Source organism: Metabacillus schmidteae (genome assembly GCF_903166545.1).
In the GTDB taxonomy this organism is placed as follows: domain Bacteria; phylum Bacillota; class Bacilli; order Bacillales; family Bacillaceae; genus Metabacillus; species Metabacillus schmidteae.
Genome location: NZ_CAESCH010000003.1, coordinates 50,101 through 67,741, shown reverse-complemented (window position 1 = coordinate 67,741; position 17,641 = coordinate 50,101). Strand labels below are relative to the sequence as shown.

Below are 17,641 nucleotides of genomic sequence, written 5' to 3'. Positions count from 1 at the left end.
TACTTATCTTTATTCAAGATAAGCGCTTGATTGCTGAAGATTGATCTAAACTAAAGCACCCAGTTAAATAAGCTATAACTCACCTTTACGCACTTTCAAACTCATTTCAGCATTAAAACTCAGAATACCTAATTCAGTTGTATTAGATATTTCTTTTAATATAATTTCAGCTTCATTTGCCTGATAGTCTATATCCAAAGCTATTCCACAAGCCCAAATAATCACATTCGGCTTTGTATGACACAAAAGTATATCAAGCATTTCTTCGGCTAACTCTCTATCCTCTTTCATTACAATAGAAATTTTGTATAGATTATCACTGGCTTTATTGCCCCTTTTAGAATCACCATTAATAGTTGATTCCCCCTGTATTACAGCGTTCTCAATAAATAATTCTGTAAGATCAATTATATCTTTGTTCACTTCATTCTCATCTCAAGATTAGGTAGCTAGAAAAGGTTAATTCACTTTAATGTTTGCTGAATTGAATAATATAAGTTCTTACCTATAAAATAGGTAATTAAAAAGTGAAATAGCCCAATAGTAAATAAAAATATTATAAATATAGGACCTAATATAAATAGAGGTAAAACGCTATATTGAATGCCAAACGTGTAAAATACAATTTTTACGAGTATTTCAGATTACTAGGGTAATAGAAGAATGTAGTCTATTTTTCATCAAAGTAGATAATATCACTAGAAGCCCAAGTAATCATATTAGGTTTAAAACTTTTAAAGTTATTCAAATGACTTATAAATATTCTATAGAAATCCAAAAATGAACGATGTAAATGAGTGACAATTAAACCAAATCCAGCAGGGCCAACGATAATTAATAAGGAAACTTCTTAACTACTTTCTGTCTCACTTTCAAATAATCCAAGAAAATCAATAAATGATGGGATACAAACACCCTCAAGTGCTACAAGAAAATAGGGGACCTCACCATATCTTTTTGTATATTGTTCATAAATGATATGTGCAATTACTTCTCCAAATATTAGCATTTCTTTTGTGATATGAGATAGGTAAGGTAGCAATGGAACGTAATCGTCGGATTTTTCTTTCTTCATGAAGTTTTCTATTAAATATTCATTTTCATCCGTCATAATTTTAAGTTGTTTTCCGTTATGAATAATAAAATCTCGAATGTCTCGTAATGCATGGAAAGACGGTTTAATTTCTAAAAGTGCTTTTTCTAAGTCTGATGTTAATTTTCCCTTAGTTTTACCTTTCTCAACAGAGGTGATTAAACTATTAAGTGAATCAAAGTTAATTTGTCCAAGTAATTTTTGATCTACCGACAACATAAGTAATTTTGACATAAAGTCATATATGGAACGCATATTTGCAAAGTACTTTTCAATTACCTCTGTAACAAAAAGAAAGTCTCTATGTCTTGTAATTCCATTTTTGTGATCGAAAAAATGTTTAATCATATCAATTTGAATACTTAACCCATGTAAATCATGATACATCGCTTCAAAAGCTTCAATAATTAGACCTTTATTTTTAGGTGAAACAGTATCATCACCCTCTTTCACAGAAGGTTCTATATTCCAGGACTTACGAATTGAAGTTAAAACACTTATTAACGTTAATCCCAATGCGTCTTTTGATTTCTCTAATTGTTCAGGTGCCCATCCGAAACTACTGCCTTTATTTATTAGCATACTAACCCTCCGTTAAAGCTTAGTGACACAAAAGTCCTTTTGGCTTCAATGTAATTGAAAAAGCTCATTGATTTTACACAAAGTTTTTAAAAACTGTTCACTATTATATCCGTTGTTCCATCATCTTCTTAACCACTAAAGAATTTGTTTCTATAACCTGAAGTATTTTATATATTAATTTGTAAAACCAAAAATAGGACCCTTGAATACTAAATCTGGATCATATTTTTTTATTTTTCCTTTAGGAGAATCACTAATATTCTTCTTAAGGATTTCCATCAATGTATAGTAATTATCTTCAATCGCTAGGAATAAATCACCCAGACTTTTAAATTCATTGCTTTCTAATCTAAATAGTAGCTCGTGTATGGTTGAACGAATATAAAAATGTAAGTGATCAATTAGTAAGTTAATATCTTTTTCAGCAGAAGCAGAATGAACTAAATTGTTTCTAACCCTATATAGCCTTTGAACCTGCCAAGTAATGGTATTATAATGATTATTCATTAAATCCCTTAAAGTTTGACTATTTGCTAAGATTTTGTAAATCTCTACTGCACGCTGCTTAAGAAGAGAATAGTCATTTAATGTCTCTAGATAACTATTAAACAATTCTTCTTCATAATTAAAGATAATAAATAATGACTTAATTGAGTTCCGATCATCCTTGCTAATAGGAGTTCCGTCAAAAACAGGTATTAAATTTGCTCGATAGCAATCTTCTAAAAAATTCTTAAGTAACCTCTGCACATATCTAGTACACATTATTGAAGGTATAATTTTTTTAATGTGTTCAATATTGGAACCATAGTGTCCAGTAACAAGTAATGATTCAACAGAACTCCATAAATTTGAGTAGGTGGTTTCAATTGATATAGCATTAATAGATAAATCATATTGCCTAAAGAAGTTGATTAACCTTCTTTTGTCTTCTGGTTGAAATAGTTCTCTTCTGAGTAAATTAAATACTGATTGAATATTTTCATCGTTTGGCTCTACTTCAAGGTTTGTTTCCTGTTCAATTGAGTAATTAGTAATTTTATCCTCATTAGGGAACACAACAAGAGTATTAATAAAATTCTCTAGATCTATATTGAAATATGATAAAACAGACTGTTTTGTAGACAGTTGATATAAACAATTTTCTACAGCAGTATGTAAATCATCTTTAAATGCTTCCGTTCTTTCCATTATATATTTGCTATCTTCCTGTATAAGTGTATTTATACCTGCGAATGTTCTTAGTATTTCCTCACCACTAACAACAGTAATATCTGAAGCAATTAGGCTTGTTATATATTCTTGTTCAGAATTATCTAATTTGAAGTAACAATGGAAAATTCCTGTACTTTGAGTAATTGCAGATATAAATTGGTTCCATTTCTCATTGAATGTAGAAGTCTTATTAAATCTAGGCAAAAAATGTAGATTTACAAGGCGAGATAAACTTCTTGGAGCCCAACCAAAATAAACTAGTTCGCTGGCTAACAATTCAGAAAAGTGTTCAATTTCTTCTTGATGATTTTGAGCAATGGATTTTTCGAGTTGAGCAATTAAATTATTACTATATGTACTTGAAATTATTTGTAAAGCGTTATTAAGTCGATATTCAAGCTGTAGAATGTCGCTTTTATTCTCTGCAAAATTCGAACTTACTTTTAATCCCTTGATAAGGGTAGGTAAAAGATCTGTGTAATACATCCTGAGACATAAATCTCTTTCTAAATGCTTTTTACACTCTTGAATTAGGTCTTTTAGGTTTGAAGGAGATATTAATTGTTCTTTTACCATCGTTAGTACTTGCTTTGTTTCAATTAATATTGTATGAGCATTCCTTAGTCTAAATTGATAAGTATTTATGGTTTTGAAAAAAAACATTTCACTCCATTTTTGTACAAATAAACATTGACCTTCAGTTTCTAAATTATAATGTTCCATTAGTAATGAGTTATTGAGTTTAGCTTTCATTTGACAACTCCTTGGCTTGCAAAGTCAAAAATGTTCTGTTATTATTTGTTTATACTAATATAAAAAGAGAATTTGAAGGAACTTGGTGCTGAGCATAAATGCCTGCCCAAGTTCCTTTTCTCGTTTAATTATACCAAACATTTGTTTTCTTATCTATATTTAACTATTCGTAAAAGAGAGATTTTACACGAAGTTTATTTTGAAAATTAAGCGAGAGTTTCCTCCCTCTTCTGTTTTTAAAAGTCTTTTCACTGTTATTTCCAACCGGACAATTATTTGATGAATAGCATTTTTCAATTGCGTAGTATTGTTGTACTGTGATGCAAATAAATTTAATAGGATTGTTTTTCTAATTCTTTATTAGCCCTCGTTGGGTTATATAAGTATGATTGATTTTTTAGATTGTCCTTTTTCTATATGGGTTATAGCAAGAGTAGTTTTCATTTATAAATTTAAGTAAGTAAACAAATATAAAAACGAACTCCCACATAAAATAAAAAAGAGATTTGAATTGTTTCAAATCCCTTTTACATATTCTTTAATTAGTTCCTACAACTTTAACCTTTTTTCTATATGGTAGTATCTTGTTTGATTCCACTAAGACTTTATCAAGAGAATTAATGTTTTCACTTATGGAATTTCGTAAGCTCTTTCCAGCTTTAAAGTTTGATCTTACAGTTCCATTTAATACTGAAGAAGCAGGTGATACTTTAATTCCCCCTGTCATCCGTGTAGCTTTAGTTTTTGCACTTAGAACAGGGGAACGCTTGATAATTATTGTGTCATCACTCTTATAATTTACAAATTCTTTTTTCATGTTCACCCTCCTAAAATTAACCCTTTGAAATAATCAAAGAAGTATTCGTGTTGGTCTATTATAGCATATTGGATCTCATCTTCGTAAGCCTTAACCTGATTCACATTCCAAGGTACATTTAACTTAAAATGAAGACACAAAACAAAATTCCCTAGAGGTTCGGTGACGTATAACATTTGTTTTTCTTCACGGAATGTTATTAACCTTACTTGGTTATTATATGCTTCTACAACATAAACGTCTTTTTCATCTAACTTGTAAAAATGATCTGGATCTATTTCATCGGTTGAACCTACTAAAGATAACATTCTGTCTGAATCTTTATCTATAGTGTACAGTGAAGCAGCAAAACATCCATTACTTGAATTTACTGCCATAGGATTTATATCTCTAGCCTGGATAATCTCTAATGGTCCTCTTAAAAAGCGAATACCTTGTTCAAGGAAATAGGACCATGTTTTCACTCCATTTTCAGAGATATCATTTCTTATTTCTAATAATTGCAAAGTATAATCAGCATAAGCTAATAAGTAAGATGCTTGTCCTTTTAATTCCTCTATTTGTTCTCTTTCAGAAACTAAACCTACTACAGATCGTAGAGTTGTACTTAGCATTGAAGATATATTTTTTGCTTGTTCTTCTGCTCTTGCAACATTAAAGTCATAAACCCAATTTCCATTTCGGTAGACTTCGTAAAGGAAAGCCCAAACAAATGGGTCGGTTAAAGCCAACAGGTCTTTAAAGGTCCCTTCCTGACTTAACTCGCTATTTATCCAATCAGACAGAGGGTCAAATGGGGAACTTGGTATCCTATGGTGTGTTTCTTGATAGGATTTGTACAGTTTGTCAAATTCTTTCCTTAAAAGAGTAAAATTATGCTTAACAAACGGGGACACAAAAACAAGTATATGTTTATTATGTTGCAAAGCGGCTTTATACTCTAGATATGTTGGAGTGACATTGCCATCTAAAAGTCGAGAGCTGGCACCTGACTTGTTATTGATTAACAGTACAAAGATGTCACATTCACTTACTACATCCAAACATTGTTTTAGCGTGTCCTTCTCCCAGGTTCCAAAATCACCATCTTCAAATATAGGGACTTCATGACCGTTTTCCTCTAATTGTTTCTTAATTATTTTCCGAGGTTCCTTTAAATCATTTTCATATGCAGAACTAATAAAGATTCTTGTTTTATTAATCAGTCGTAACACCCCCTGAATATAACGATTCCAAATTCAATTATACCATTTTTCTTAATTTTTCCATTCATTTTTTGTAACCCTTCTCGAAGTCCTCTAAAAAAGAAATTGTATATTGCACAGTAAGGGTCTTCTACGCATCTACGACTTGCTTATTCCACATTACTGCTCCTTTACTTCAACAATAATGGCCACTGTTCCTTCTGCATAGGATCAGTGGCCATTGTTATTGAGGATCTTTTGTTATAACTGTTTTACTTTCTCCTCATCCAATACTGCTTGGGTGATAGACGAATTTTAGTTGCTTTGCCAATTCTAAATCAATTCATGGCAATGTATGAGGTGATAAGCTTGTCCTATGAGGAGCTAAGATGACTTATTCTTTATCCAAACCTAAGAAAAACTCAACAAAATCTCGCCCAAACTTGGACATCTCGAAATTTTCTTTTGACTTCATTTTTGGTTCTTTTAACTTAGGTAATGATCCTTTATGTCTTGGGTTTGTTAACTTATCAAGGTATGTGTATAATTCTTTAAACCTCTTCGCGATTTCATTAAGATCATCTGTAATGCTTAAATCTGTTTTTGTTGTTAGTAGCCCAACCCTTAATAAATTTCTTCTGACCGATTCATATTGTTCGTAACTTATACCATGCATTTCCATTACATCATGAAACGTTTCCCGGGTTTCTTGGTCAAACATAAACCGTGAGGAGTACATAAGCCTTAAAACGGAAATATCAACCATTCTGAGCTCTTTAAGCACATCATAATACGTTAGGATAAAATCATCCGACACTTGTTCGTGATCTGTGATGTTTACAAATCCATTGACCATGTACTCAATTTTGTCTTCTTGTTGCTCATCAATGACATAGTCCATTACATAATGAAAGAGTTGATCAATCTTTTCTTTTTGTTCATCTGATTTATGCTCTAAATTAACACGTATGTCTTCTATCTTGGTGTATAAATACTCAGTAAAAGTTGTTATGTTTCTTTCAAAGCGATTACGTTTATAATTTTGAACCGCACCTGAAACGCCAGGGATAAGTGAACCTGCTGTATCTACCAAGATATCTCCTATCACACTTGTTATAGAATTTTTAGCAATTTCAGCTGCAGTATCACTACCAACACTTAAAGCGGTTTCTAGAGTAAGTCCTTTGCCAGTTTCTTTTAGATTTTTTCTTTTTTCTTCATTCAAAAGCACTCTCTCCCCTTGAAATAAATCATATTATAAAGAGCCAATTGTTTTTCATTCAACTAACGCACCTGTTAGTTCAAAAGGATCTCTTAGTTATCAGTATATTTATCCCTATTATAAGTATAAGGCTTTAGATAAAACCTTTTTCCTTTTTTTCATTTACCTCACCAACAATCCAAATACTACCATTTTTTCTCGAGTACATTGTTTAAATCAATTCTTAATAACCTTATTTGCCTTCTAATCCATTCCTCAAGAACAATCTCATTGTTCCAATACTTGAACCTACAAATAAAAAATGAGATTTTGTCAAGATGGTCGTAAATGTTGTCTCCAATTTTTAAATCTTGGTCTCTCTGCTTAAATTCCTGATAACCTGCTAAATCTAAGTTATGGGTCTTAACTATATCTTTTTATTTTCTATAAAATCTTTAGCATTAGATATATTTTTTCTAGGCTATTTGCATTTGAGTTTTGCTGGTAGTTTCCATTTCCCCCACTAAGAAACACAGGATTCTTCATGGTTTGGCGTTAAAATGTTCAATTCATAAAACAGAGATTTTACACGAAGTTATATTCTGAGGAAAATAGGGAGTTTCCTCCCTCTTTTTTTAAAAACTGATTACTATTATATTCAACTGCTAAAGTTTCAATTTAGAATTTTAATTAGACCTTCAACACTCGCGCTTAGATTGTTGAAGGTTAATCTTAGACTAAAGCTAACCTTTAGTTGAAGAAAACTCTGTAATTTTTATTAAGACATTTGCTTTTTCTTGTTATTCAGTGCATTAATGAGCTTAGTCATGAATTCTGGATTATTTACAATAAGCAACATGATTTGTTTTCTTGCACGGGTAACTGATTGATAAAACATACGTTCCGGATCATAATAATTTTTTCCTCTTACAGCAAGACCACCATCTTCACCAAAGTAAAAAGTAGATCCTACTAAAACAAGAACCTTATCAAACTCTTGCCCCAGAACACCATGCGCATTTAATCCTCTGTATAGTCTCATCTTTTCGATTAAATGCCCATTCCAATTTTCTCCTGTATAGTCGATAACCTGCCATCCTTCTATTTCCAATCCTTCTGCAAATCCTCTAGCTCGATTAATATCATCAAAGTAGTGAATAGATATATTATCGGTGTTATTGCAATACTTCATATGATTTAAGTTAAATAAACCTTTAATAAAAGCTCCAAGCTCTTTATTTGTTCTAATCTTTTTACTTAATTTATATACTTCACTATCTTCCAAGGTCATGAGTGTACGTTTATTATCGTAATTCCATTCTTGAAGAGAGAGAATTTGCCTTGGATCAATCGAGAAAATGCAGAATATATCATTTTCTATTACATATCTAATAAGATAGTCAAGTTGTGAAGGTCTCATTCTTTGAGTCTCATCAACAAAAATAAATTGTGGTTTTATTTGCTCAATCCCTTTACACGCTTTAATAGGAATGATGTTCCATTTATATTGTTGATTCAATATCAAATGCCCCGTATTTAAGGTGCCCGTGTGAATAACTACAATATCATGATTCTTATTAAATTCTTTTGCTAAATCGTAGAGCATTAATGTCTTTCCGGTTCCTGGTAGACCCTCTATAATTGTAAATTTTGCGGAACTATTTAATATAGCATCTTTAAACTCCTGTTGTTGTTTAGTCAAAAAGTAAGAACCACTATTGAACCTTTCACTATCATTGAAGGGGGATACTAGATAATCAGATGGATCAAATAAGTCATCTAAATTTGAATGGTGCTCCAATTTTTGACTAGTCAAAAGTTTTTCAAATACATCAAATTCTATTTGTTGAAAGTTTTCATCATCATCTAGTTGATAAAGACTGTTATGTTCTGCGACATAAGTAAATGACTTTATTTTCTTGCCTAAGGAAGCTAAATAATACCTATTCTTAATTAGTTGTTCCTTTGCAGCATCTACTTTTAAGATAGATTTTATTTCAACATTTAAGATATAGTTTTCTCCAAATCTAAGTAAATCAAATTCTTTGTCTATTTGAGGTATCTTGTAACCCAAATAAAAGTACCCAAAATATTTATTTTCAATTGTTAAGTTATCTATAAACTTTGAAATTTGTTCAATTTCATCTTTTCTTAAATCAAAATCGAAAAATCTCAGTAGTTCATCAAAAGTCTCTTTTGATAAAAAGTTATAACTGCTTACTAAAGAGTTTAAATCCATTGGTTTTTTCAAAAATCTCACCCACGCATTTTTTTGCTTTTTTAGTATATATTACCATATAACTATAAAATTAATAGTGTGGCTCATGTAATTTATATTAAAGCGTTGGAAAAGTACACTTTTTCGAACTAAATCTTGTGGATAATAAGAAAAGCTTTCCTAAAAGAGAAAGCTTTTCTTCAACCAAAACATCCGAATGTTTAAGTATATGCCTTGACAAAGATACCCTTCATCTTTTCCTTGCAATCTTTTACTTTAATAACAAACCCTTTTCCTTAGATAATGCGCTTCTAAAAATGGAAACAAAAAAAGTGGTCAAATGACGACTTTTTAAAACTTATTCGCTCATATACTCAGCACTTACAGCGATACCAGCTAATCCTGTCCAAACTGTTTCCGTTACAACAGATATAAGGAATTTTACGTATAGAAGACTTGGTAATTTTTTCATAGACATCTCTCCCGTCAATATTTTTATGCTGATAATTCTTAATAAAATTGCTAACAGGAGTAAGATTATTGCTACTGGTATAGATGGAGCTGCAGTTACACTCGTAAGTGCTCAACATACAAACTATTTAACTATAATTATTATCCACAAATATTCAGAAAAGTCAATGTTGTTCAAATATAATTTTACAAAAATGTACTTATGTAAAAGCCATTTTTTTGAGGATGGGACTATATGGGGTCCAGAGCAATTAACGCGAATTTTGTACGCTAAGCGATTTTTTACATAGAAAAAGCCGATTTTCCTTACGTTAAGAGAAATCGGCTTAAACATTTTATTCTTTAACTTTCAATAGTCGTAAGCTATTTAGAGTAACTATTAATGTTGCTCCCATGTCTGCAAAAATCGCTAACCATAAAGTTAACCATCCAGGAACAATGAGTAATAAAGCAACTGCCTTAATAGCTAAAGAAAAGGTAATGTTTTGCTTGATGATCGCCAAAGCCTTACGACTTAATTTAATTGTATATGGTAATTTGCTTAAATCATCGGACATTAAAGCAATATCAGCCGTTTCTAATGCTGTGTCGGTTCCAGCACCACCCATCGCAACACCAACCGTCGAAGCTGCAAGTGCTGGTGCATCGTTTACTCCATCCCCGACCATTGCCACACTTTGATGCTTACCACGAAGTTCTTTTATAAAATTCAATTTATCTTCTGGAAGTAAATCGGCTTTAATATTGGAAACGCCAACTTCTTTTCCTATCGCTTCTGCTGTTCGTTGGTTATCTCCTGTTAGCATAACCGTTTTTTCAATTCCAACTTGATGAAGTTTACGAATAACCTCTTTTGATGATTCCCTCATTTCATCAGCTACAGCAATTAAAGATAAGATCTCGTTTTCTGTTCCTAAAACCATTACTGTTTTTCCTTGTGTTTGGAGGGTTGTAATTTGTCCTTTAATTTCTGTTTTAATACCATTTAATAAAATTTCTTCAAATAGGTTTGGACTGCCTACATAGTACATTTCATTATTTATTCTTGCTTTTACACCTTTACCTGTAATGGATTGGAATTCTTCAACAGACACATCATTAAATTTCAATCCGTTTTCTTCTGCTTTTCTCATAATTGCTGAAGCAAGTGGATGCTGTGAGCCTTTTTCGATGGCTGCTGTAATGGTCATCAACTCATTTTCATTACCACCATATGTCACTACATCTGTTACAGCTGGAACACCTTTTGTAAGCGTACCTGTTTTATCAAAAGCAATAACTTTTAAAGTTCCTGTTTCTTCTAAATGGATTCCACCTTTAATCAAGACACCGTTTCTCGCAGCATTTCCAATCGCTGTAACAATCGATACAGGTGTTGAAATGACCAATGCACAAGGACAGCCGACCACTAATACAGCTAAACCGCGGTAAATCCATTCACTCCAATCTGCCCCCATAAATAATGGTGGGATTACAGCTAATAAAAGAGCCAAAATAATAATGCCTGGTGTGTAGTATTTTGCGAAACGGTCCACAAACGCCTGAGATGGCGCTCGCTCTGCTTGGGCTTCTTCAACAAGGTGAATGATTTTAGATAACGTCGTATCTTCGACACGCTTTGTTACTTTAACTTCTAGCAACCCTTCTTCATTTAATGTTCCTGCAAAAACTTCATCATCAATCGTTCTCGTTACTGGTACGCTCTCACCTGTAATGGCAGCTTGATTTAAAGTTGATGTTCCTTTAACAACTTTCCCATCCATTGCTAATTTCTGCCCAGGCTTCACGATCATAATATCCCCGATTTGAATATCTTCAACGTGTACCATCATTTCTTCATTTCCACGACGAATTAATGCCTCTTTTGGAGCAATATCCATCAATGATTCAATGGATTGACGAGCTTTATCCATCGAATAACGCTCTAATGCTTCACTAATTGCAAACAAGATCACAACCGTTGCTCCTTCGCCCCATTCACCAATGGCAGCCGCACCTAAAATCGCAACAGTCATAAGTGTATTCATATCGAAGTTGAAGCGAAGTAGGTTTTTCAAACCTTTAATGAATAGTGAATACCCGCCAATTAAAATGGCTGCTGCATATCCAATCGTAGGAAGAATATGTTCTTCTCCGTATTGGTTTCCTAAAAACCAACTAATGACAAGTAAAATAGCCGAAATATAGACTTTAATGTTTTCTTTTTGCTTCCAGAAAGGAACACGCTCAATTCTTTGTTCATTTTCATCACGAATCTTTAAATTTTCAAAAGCCCCAGCTTTCTCTAATTCCTCAATCGTTGTATTTCCTTGAACCGTAATTTTAGATGCTCCAAAATTTACTTTTGCTTCCTGAACACCGGGTAATTGTTTAACGTTGTTTTCAAATTTCGCTGCACAGTTTGCACAAGTAAATCCTTGAACACGATAGATTTTCATTTCTTGTTCAGATAGTCTTGTTTGTTGATCAGACATTAATTTTCACCTCTTTTTTATGTGCTAATGCGATTAAGATTAATTGCTTAATGTGTTCATCATCTAAAGAATAAAATGCGAGCTTTCCTTCTTTTCGGTATTTCACAACCCCTTGTTTATGAAGGGTTCGTAAGTGGTGGGATGCTGTTGCAATAGAAGAACCAATGATATTGGCAACATCACATACGCATAACTCCCCATCCTGACATAAGGCATAGGTAATTTTTGCCCTGTTTTCGTCTGCAATTGCTTTAAATAGTTGAGCAACACTAGAAAGGTCTTCTTTTTGTAGTTCACCTTGTATTCGATTGACTTTTTCTTCGTCATAACAATAAATATCACAAGTATCTTTATTGCTCATTATCATCACTCCATTTTCATTCAAATATCCATTTGAATATAGTATACCCCTTTCCCTCACTTCATTCAAATATTTATTTGAATGAAGTGAATAAAAAAGAATTGGAATTATCCAATTCTAAAAACCCTAATTGAACAAAAATAAAAACGCTCCAAGTATCCCTGGGCGTTTTATAGTCGAGGCGAAACCATCGTCATAAAATTGAACTTTCTTTCCATTATTCATTAAATCTCGTTTCCCCTGGGATAACAATTTCAAAAGGAAACTCTATTTCTTCTCCATTCGCATTTATTGCTTTTACATTCATACCCATTGTTCCAGCAGCATGGAGAAGATTCCCTGTGATTTTAAATACTCCATCTTCTATTTTGAATGCCTTGTAGGTTACATTGTAATTTGGCAGCATCGACAATGTAACTTCAACGTTCTCCACCTCTTCACCACTGAAATTCATTGATAAAACATTTAATCCAGGATGCAAAGGAGTAAAGTTTACATTTAACTCGATATTTTCTTTTTCTATTGAAGAAGGATAAACACCTTGCTCAGCTGCTCCTGGTGTTGAAACAACTAATAAGGATGCAAACAATATAATAAGTGCTGCATAAACAAGTTCTACTCTTGCTCGATTAATAACTGTATTTAAAGCTTTTGTTGTTAATTTTTTTATCTTCTTTCTTTGAAAAAATCCAACAATCAGTATGATAAGAGTTGCTAAAATCTTTACCGCGATTGCCTTTCCCCACTCACTTTTGATGAAACTACTAATTGAAAAAGAAGGGACATATTGATTTGTCATATATAATCCAGTAACAATAATGACCACTAGACTTATAAGTGCCCATTTCGAGTAATTCGGAAGAGCATCTTTTAGTAATTCCTTTATTTCTTCTTTTTTGGGAACGGTGATGATTGCAAATAATCCTCCAATCCAAATCGATGCTGCTAATAAATGTACTGCATTAACAATGACTGATAAATTACCACCATAACGAGGATAAGCAGCATGCCCGGTTATAAATGTCATTAATAATAGTGCAATTCCATAAAGAAATAATTTAGCTTTTTTAAACAGTAGTCCAGTTAACAATAGGACAATTTGCAATATAGGTATCCATACAAACTTTAATGATAAAAATTGTGTTAATGAGAGGCTTTCTAATTCCCCCTTTTGTTCTATAAAAATAATAGAGATACCAAATATTACAAAAAGCAATAAAACAGAAGAAAGCTTATTCCATTTTAATGAATTGTATTTTTTCAATATTACTGAATGAAAGAATGTACTACCAAATAGAATGGTAATTCCTATAAATTGTAACCAGTAACCTAATTGTTTAAATCCTATACTCTCAAACCAAAAGGATTTTGTTGGTTCGCCTACATTTAGTTGTTTTATTGGTGTAAACTCATTTACAGCAAAGTAAAAAACATCAAGATTATCTGGTTGATTTTTACCATCTAAAGTGCTCGGACGTGCATACCATGTTACTTGGTATGTTCCTTGTTGTAACTCTTCAGCAAACTCTATAATTATATGATTAGGGTCATTAGGATCTACGAAAGGTTCTTTTGTACTAATTGATTGCTGGTTGTCATCAAAGACACCAATAGCAGTTATTTCAGTTGGCTGATTAAACCAAAGATCCATTTTCTGAGGAGAACCCTCGACAATCTCACCATCGTCTGGTGAATATTTAAGTATTTTTAATTCCTCTTTCTTTTGTTCATTCTTTTGTTTTACCACCTGGAAATTCAATTCTTCTTGAAGGACAAAACCATCTAATGCGATTACGTTTATTCTTGCAACATAATGACCAGCTGGTAATTTTTCAGTTAGGTTAGCAATTATATGAGATTTATTGTCGGGATCAACCACTGTTTTTTCTAAATCAATATGATTTCCAGATGCATCCTCTAACTGAATGGACTCGGGATGTATAACAACAGGATCCTGAAACCACACTTCAATCGAAGATGGGCTTTCAGATAGCTTGTCCCCTTTTATTGGATATGTTTGTTGCAAGGTAGAATGAGCAAACCCTAATGATCCTGATATCAGAAACTGAATTAAAAATGCAAATATTAATAAAGTAAAAAAATTACGAAAGGCCAACAAAAAACTTCCTCCTTAAACGTTAAGGGGTTAAATATGAAAAAGCAACCAGATTTCGGTTGCAATTAGGATGTGATTTTTTGATTAGTATCCTTATTATTAGAAATAGAGATTATATTTGCTTGTTTAAATGATTTCATCTCATCCATGAGTTTCATATTTTGCTCCTGTAAATTTTGAACTTGCATTTGCAATGACTTCATGTCGTCTGTTGAGTTGTTTACTTGTTTTGAATGACAATCCTTTTTACTTCCAGTAAACATTCCCTTCATGCAGAACAACATCATTAAAGGACATAACAAATATAGTAACCATTCCATAGTTTTTTATCCCCTTTACTAATTAGTTGAAAAGACCTTCAGTAGAAGGTCTTTTAGTCTTTACAATGATGTGTCTTTCACTTCACTATCATCACTAGTTTCCATAAATTTCTCGCAAGCTTTCATCATTTTTTGCCCTTCAGGAGAATTCATAGCTTCCATCATCTTCGACATACCGTTACCGTTCATCATACCGTCTGGTTTTTCTGCATAAGTAAACTGACCTGCTACAAGCAATGTTGCTAATGCAAAAGATGAAACGAATGCAATTTTCTTTTTCATCAAGATTACCTCCTTTTTGTTTATTCAAAGAAATAATAGATAATAAGTTTGAAGAAAGTATGGAGAACACACCTTAAAATGTCTTATTTTTATTGAGTATGCACTGCTTTTCTTCGATAAACTAAGATCAGTAAACTACAAATAACTAACACAATAGAAATAAATTGCGCCATTCTTAGTGTTTCCGTTAACATCAGACTATCTGTTCGCATCCCTTCAATAATGAAACGCCCAATAGAATACCAGGTTATATAACTTAAAAATAACTCACCTTGACGAAGGTTGATTCTCCGCAACATTATTAGAACAATAAATCCGGCTATATTCCAAATTGATTCATATAAAAAGGTTGGATGGTAATATTGCCCGTTAATAAACATTTGATTAATAATGAAATCAGGTAACTGTAAGTTAACAAGAAATTCTTTAGTTACAGGTCCACCATGTGCTTCTTGATTCATAAAGTTTCCCCACCGACCTATTGCTTGCCCTAAAATAATGCTTGGAGCTATAATATCAGCTAATTTCCAAAATGACACTCCTCTTTTTTTAGCAAATACAATAGCAGTAATAGTCGCACCAATAAGTGCACCATGGATGGCAATGCCACCTTCCCAAATTGCAATGATCTCTGTAGGATTCTTAGAATAATACTCCCATTTAAAAATGACGTAATACACTCTTGCACTAATAAGTGCAATTGGAATAGCCCACATGATTAAATCTACAATAATATCTTTATCTAGCCCTACACGCTTTGCCTCTTTTGTGGCTAAATAAAGCCCTAGAAAAACACCAAATGCGATAATGATGCCATACCAATAGACTGTTATAGGTCCAATTTCGAATGCTATCCGATCAATTGGTTGAATTGTGCCCATCTTAGATGACCTCCTATGTTTTATTCTTTATTTTAGAGAGTACATAAAAAGTATGGAGAAAATATGGAAGAAATGCTGATTAAAAATAAAGGTAAGAACTAACAATCTCTGGTCTGTCTAACTTTGAATTTTTATTTTCAGGAAGAAAAAAAGAGAGAAACAAATTCTCCCTTTTTAGTCCTATTTACTATAGTTTTATTTAATTTTTGTAAGACTATTAACTTACAACGTTAGCTAACTTAATTTTGTTTAATATGAAGGTTACAATCAATCTTTCAAGAGACTTTTCCTTTCGTTATATTCCTCTGGATCAATCTCTCCACGTGCAAAGCGTTCTTTTAAGATAGTAAGAGCATTGTTAGAGTTATTTTTTTCAAATGGCTTCATAATTAGTAATATAAACCCGTATATAGCAAATCCAATTAAAACGATCCAAAATAACATATTTAACATCATTCCATAACCCATCATCATAATAATCACTCCTCTTCTGTATCTGACTTAAGATTAATCCCCTCACCCTTTTCAGCTATTTGATTCCAACTTCCACCGAGATCTTTTGTCATATAAATATCTTTTTCAAATGTTGTAAAAATGACCTGTTTTTCATCTTTTGGATTAACTGCAATATAGGCTATTGCATTTTCACCACTCAATGATGGGATTGATAATGTTGTTTCTTCATTTGTTTCAATATTAAACTTAGAAAGAGTAAACTCATTAGAAACACTTCCAGCAAATAATTCTCCTGTTAAAGAAAACGAAACGGCTGTTATTGGAGAATCTGAAATTGAATCAAATGATTGACCGTAGTCCTGTGATACAAAAAGGCCTTCATTCGTTCCTAAAGCAACAATGGCTTCATTTGTTGGGTGTACTGCTATTGTTGAGATTTGACCACTTAGACCTTCCATTTCACTTTTTGTCCAAGTTTTAGTATCATCTGTTGAGTAATATAATCCAGTATCATCCATTCTTGAATTTCCTTGCGGATTTACTACATATATCGCATGTGATTGATACCCTACTGCCATTCCATGAAAATCAATTTCCCCGTACAAGTCTAACATCTTCAGGTTTTTACCCATGTCATTCGTTTTAATAACACCAAATGGATTTTTTAATGAAGAACCTTCACCTGGATGTCCACTACTGTAAAAACCATCATCTACCATAGAAAAGCCCATATAGTCATGTTTTTCACCCTCTGCATTACCCCACATACCGTTTTTAAAAACTTTTAAGCCATCATGTGCAGGTATATAAACTTCAGATCCATCATTCGTGATACCTAAACCATGAATATGCATAAATTCAACTTTATCATCATTTGTATTATCGTTTAATATTACAAAAGCACCTGTAACAATAAAGGATAATAGGGATATAAGGGAAACCCATTGGCTGATTTTTAACCATTTGTTTAACTTATCTCTTTTGATTCTTCCTTCTTGTTTTTTTACATTAACAGTCTTTAAACGATTCTTTACTGTAAATAATACAAATACCCCTATAGCTAATAAAATGGCTGAAATAACAATGCCAGAGGTTAAAAATGTATTAGCAACAACTTCTTGTCGATGTTCTTCCTCGGTACCATGTGCAAATACACCGACCGGAATAGTAAATAAAGATACGATCAAAAATGTAAATAGTGATTTTAACTTCATAAT

The 17,641-nt window shown here is 32.4% G+C and carries 15 protein-coding genes; all 15 read right to left on the bottom strand.

Annotated elements, in window-relative coordinates; translation table 11 throughout:
• Window positions 1-72: 72 nt before the first annotated feature.
• The 15 genes from HWV59_RS25935 to HWV59_RS25865 all read right to left on the bottom strand — a co-directional run bounded on the left by HWV59_RS25935 (window position 73) and on the right by HWV59_RS25865 (window position 17,638).
• Entirely contained in the window at window positions 73-423 is a 351-nt protein-coding gene (locus HWV59_RS25935) for a hypothetical protein (RefSeq protein ID WP_102232416.1), read from the bottom strand.
• A gap of 427 nt (window positions 424-850) precedes the next feature.
• Complete coding sequence (locus HWV59_RS25930) at window positions 851-1,675, bottom strand: hypothetical protein (RefSeq protein WP_102232417.1); 825 nt, start codon at window positions 1,673-1,675, stop codon at window positions 851-853.
• Between the two features lie 174 nt (window positions 1,676-1,849).
• On the bottom strand, window positions 1,850-3,643 hold the full coding sequence (locus tag HWV59_RS25925; protein WP_102232418.1) for a hypothetical protein: 1,794 nt from the start codon (window positions 3,641-3,643) through the stop codon (window positions 1,850-1,852).
• A gap of 538 nt (window positions 3,644-4,181) precedes the next feature.
• Window positions 4,182-4,460 (bottom strand): hypothetical protein, encoded by a 279-nt coding sequence (locus HWV59_RS25920; RefSeq protein ID WP_102232419.1) that lies wholly within the window; start codon window positions 4,458-4,460, stop codon window positions 4,182-4,184.
• Between the two features lie 2 nt (window positions 4,461-4,462).
• Window positions 4,463-5,674, bottom strand: a complete 1,212-nt coding sequence (locus HWV59_RS25915; protein WP_175640772.1) for a DUF4062 domain-containing protein — start codon at window positions 5,672-5,674, stop codon at window positions 4,463-4,465.
• Window positions 5,675-6,038: 364 nt separating this feature from the next.
• Window positions 6,039-6,869, bottom strand: coding sequence for an SET domain-containing protein (locus HWV59_RS25910; RefSeq protein ID WP_175640771.1), 831 nt, complete (start codon window positions 6,867-6,869; stop codon window positions 6,039-6,041).
• Between the two features lie 754 nt (window positions 6,870-7,623).
• Entirely contained in the window at window positions 7,624-9,105 is a 1,482-nt protein-coding gene (locus HWV59_RS25905) for a DNA/RNA helicase domain-containing protein (RefSeq protein WP_235991912.1), read from the bottom strand.
• 764 nt (window positions 9,106-9,869) lie between these two features.
• Window positions 9,870-12,008: a heavy metal translocating P-type ATPase gene (locus HWV59_RS25900; protein WP_102232068.1), complete on the bottom strand. Its 2,139-nt coding sequence runs from the start codon at window positions 12,006-12,008 to the stop codon at window positions 9,870-9,872.
• Window positions 12,001-12,369, bottom strand: coding sequence for an ArsR/SmtB family transcription factor (locus HWV59_RS25895; RefSeq protein WP_102232069.1), 369 nt, complete (start codon window positions 12,367-12,369; stop codon window positions 12,001-12,003). Before HWV59_RS25895 ends, HWV59_RS25900 begins: the two co-directional genes overlap by 8 nt.
• Window positions 12,370-12,586: 217 nt before the next feature.
• Window positions 12,587-14,488 (bottom strand): copper resistance CopC/CopD family protein, encoded by a 1,902-nt coding sequence (locus tag HWV59_RS25890; RefSeq protein ID WP_175640770.1) that lies wholly within the window; start codon window positions 14,486-14,488, stop codon window positions 12,587-12,589.
• Window positions 14,489-14,550: 62 nt separating this feature from the next.
• On the bottom strand, window positions 14,551-14,805 hold the full coding sequence (locus HWV59_RS25885) for a DUF2933 domain-containing protein (protein ID WP_102232071.1): 255 nt from the start codon (window positions 14,803-14,805) through the stop codon (window positions 14,551-14,553).
• Between the two features lie 60 nt (window positions 14,806-14,865).
• On the bottom strand, window positions 14,866-15,087 hold the full coding sequence (locus HWV59_RS25880) for a hypothetical protein (RefSeq protein ID WP_175640769.1): 222 nt from the start codon (window positions 15,085-15,087) through the stop codon (window positions 14,866-14,868).
• 89 nt (window positions 15,088-15,176) lie between these two features.
• Window positions 15,177-15,968, bottom strand: a complete 792-nt coding sequence (gene lgt, locus HWV59_RS25875) for a prolipoprotein diacylglyceryl transferase (protein ID WP_102232073.1) — start codon at window positions 15,966-15,968, stop codon at window positions 15,177-15,179.
• 267 nt (window positions 15,969-16,235) lie between these two features.
• Window positions 16,236-16,442 (bottom strand): SHOCT domain-containing protein, encoded by a 207-nt coding sequence (locus HWV59_RS25870; protein ID WP_235991911.1) that lies wholly within the window; start codon window positions 16,440-16,442, stop codon window positions 16,236-16,238.
• Between the two features lie 5 nt (window positions 16,443-16,447).
• The gene (locus tag HWV59_RS25865; RefSeq protein WP_102232074.1) at window positions 16,448-17,638 is read right to left on the bottom strand and encodes a F510_1955 family glycosylhydrolase; all 1,191 of its coding nucleotides are present in this window, start codon (window positions 17,636-17,638) and stop codon (window positions 16,448-16,450) included.
• Window positions 17,639-17,641 lie beyond the last annotated feature (3 nt).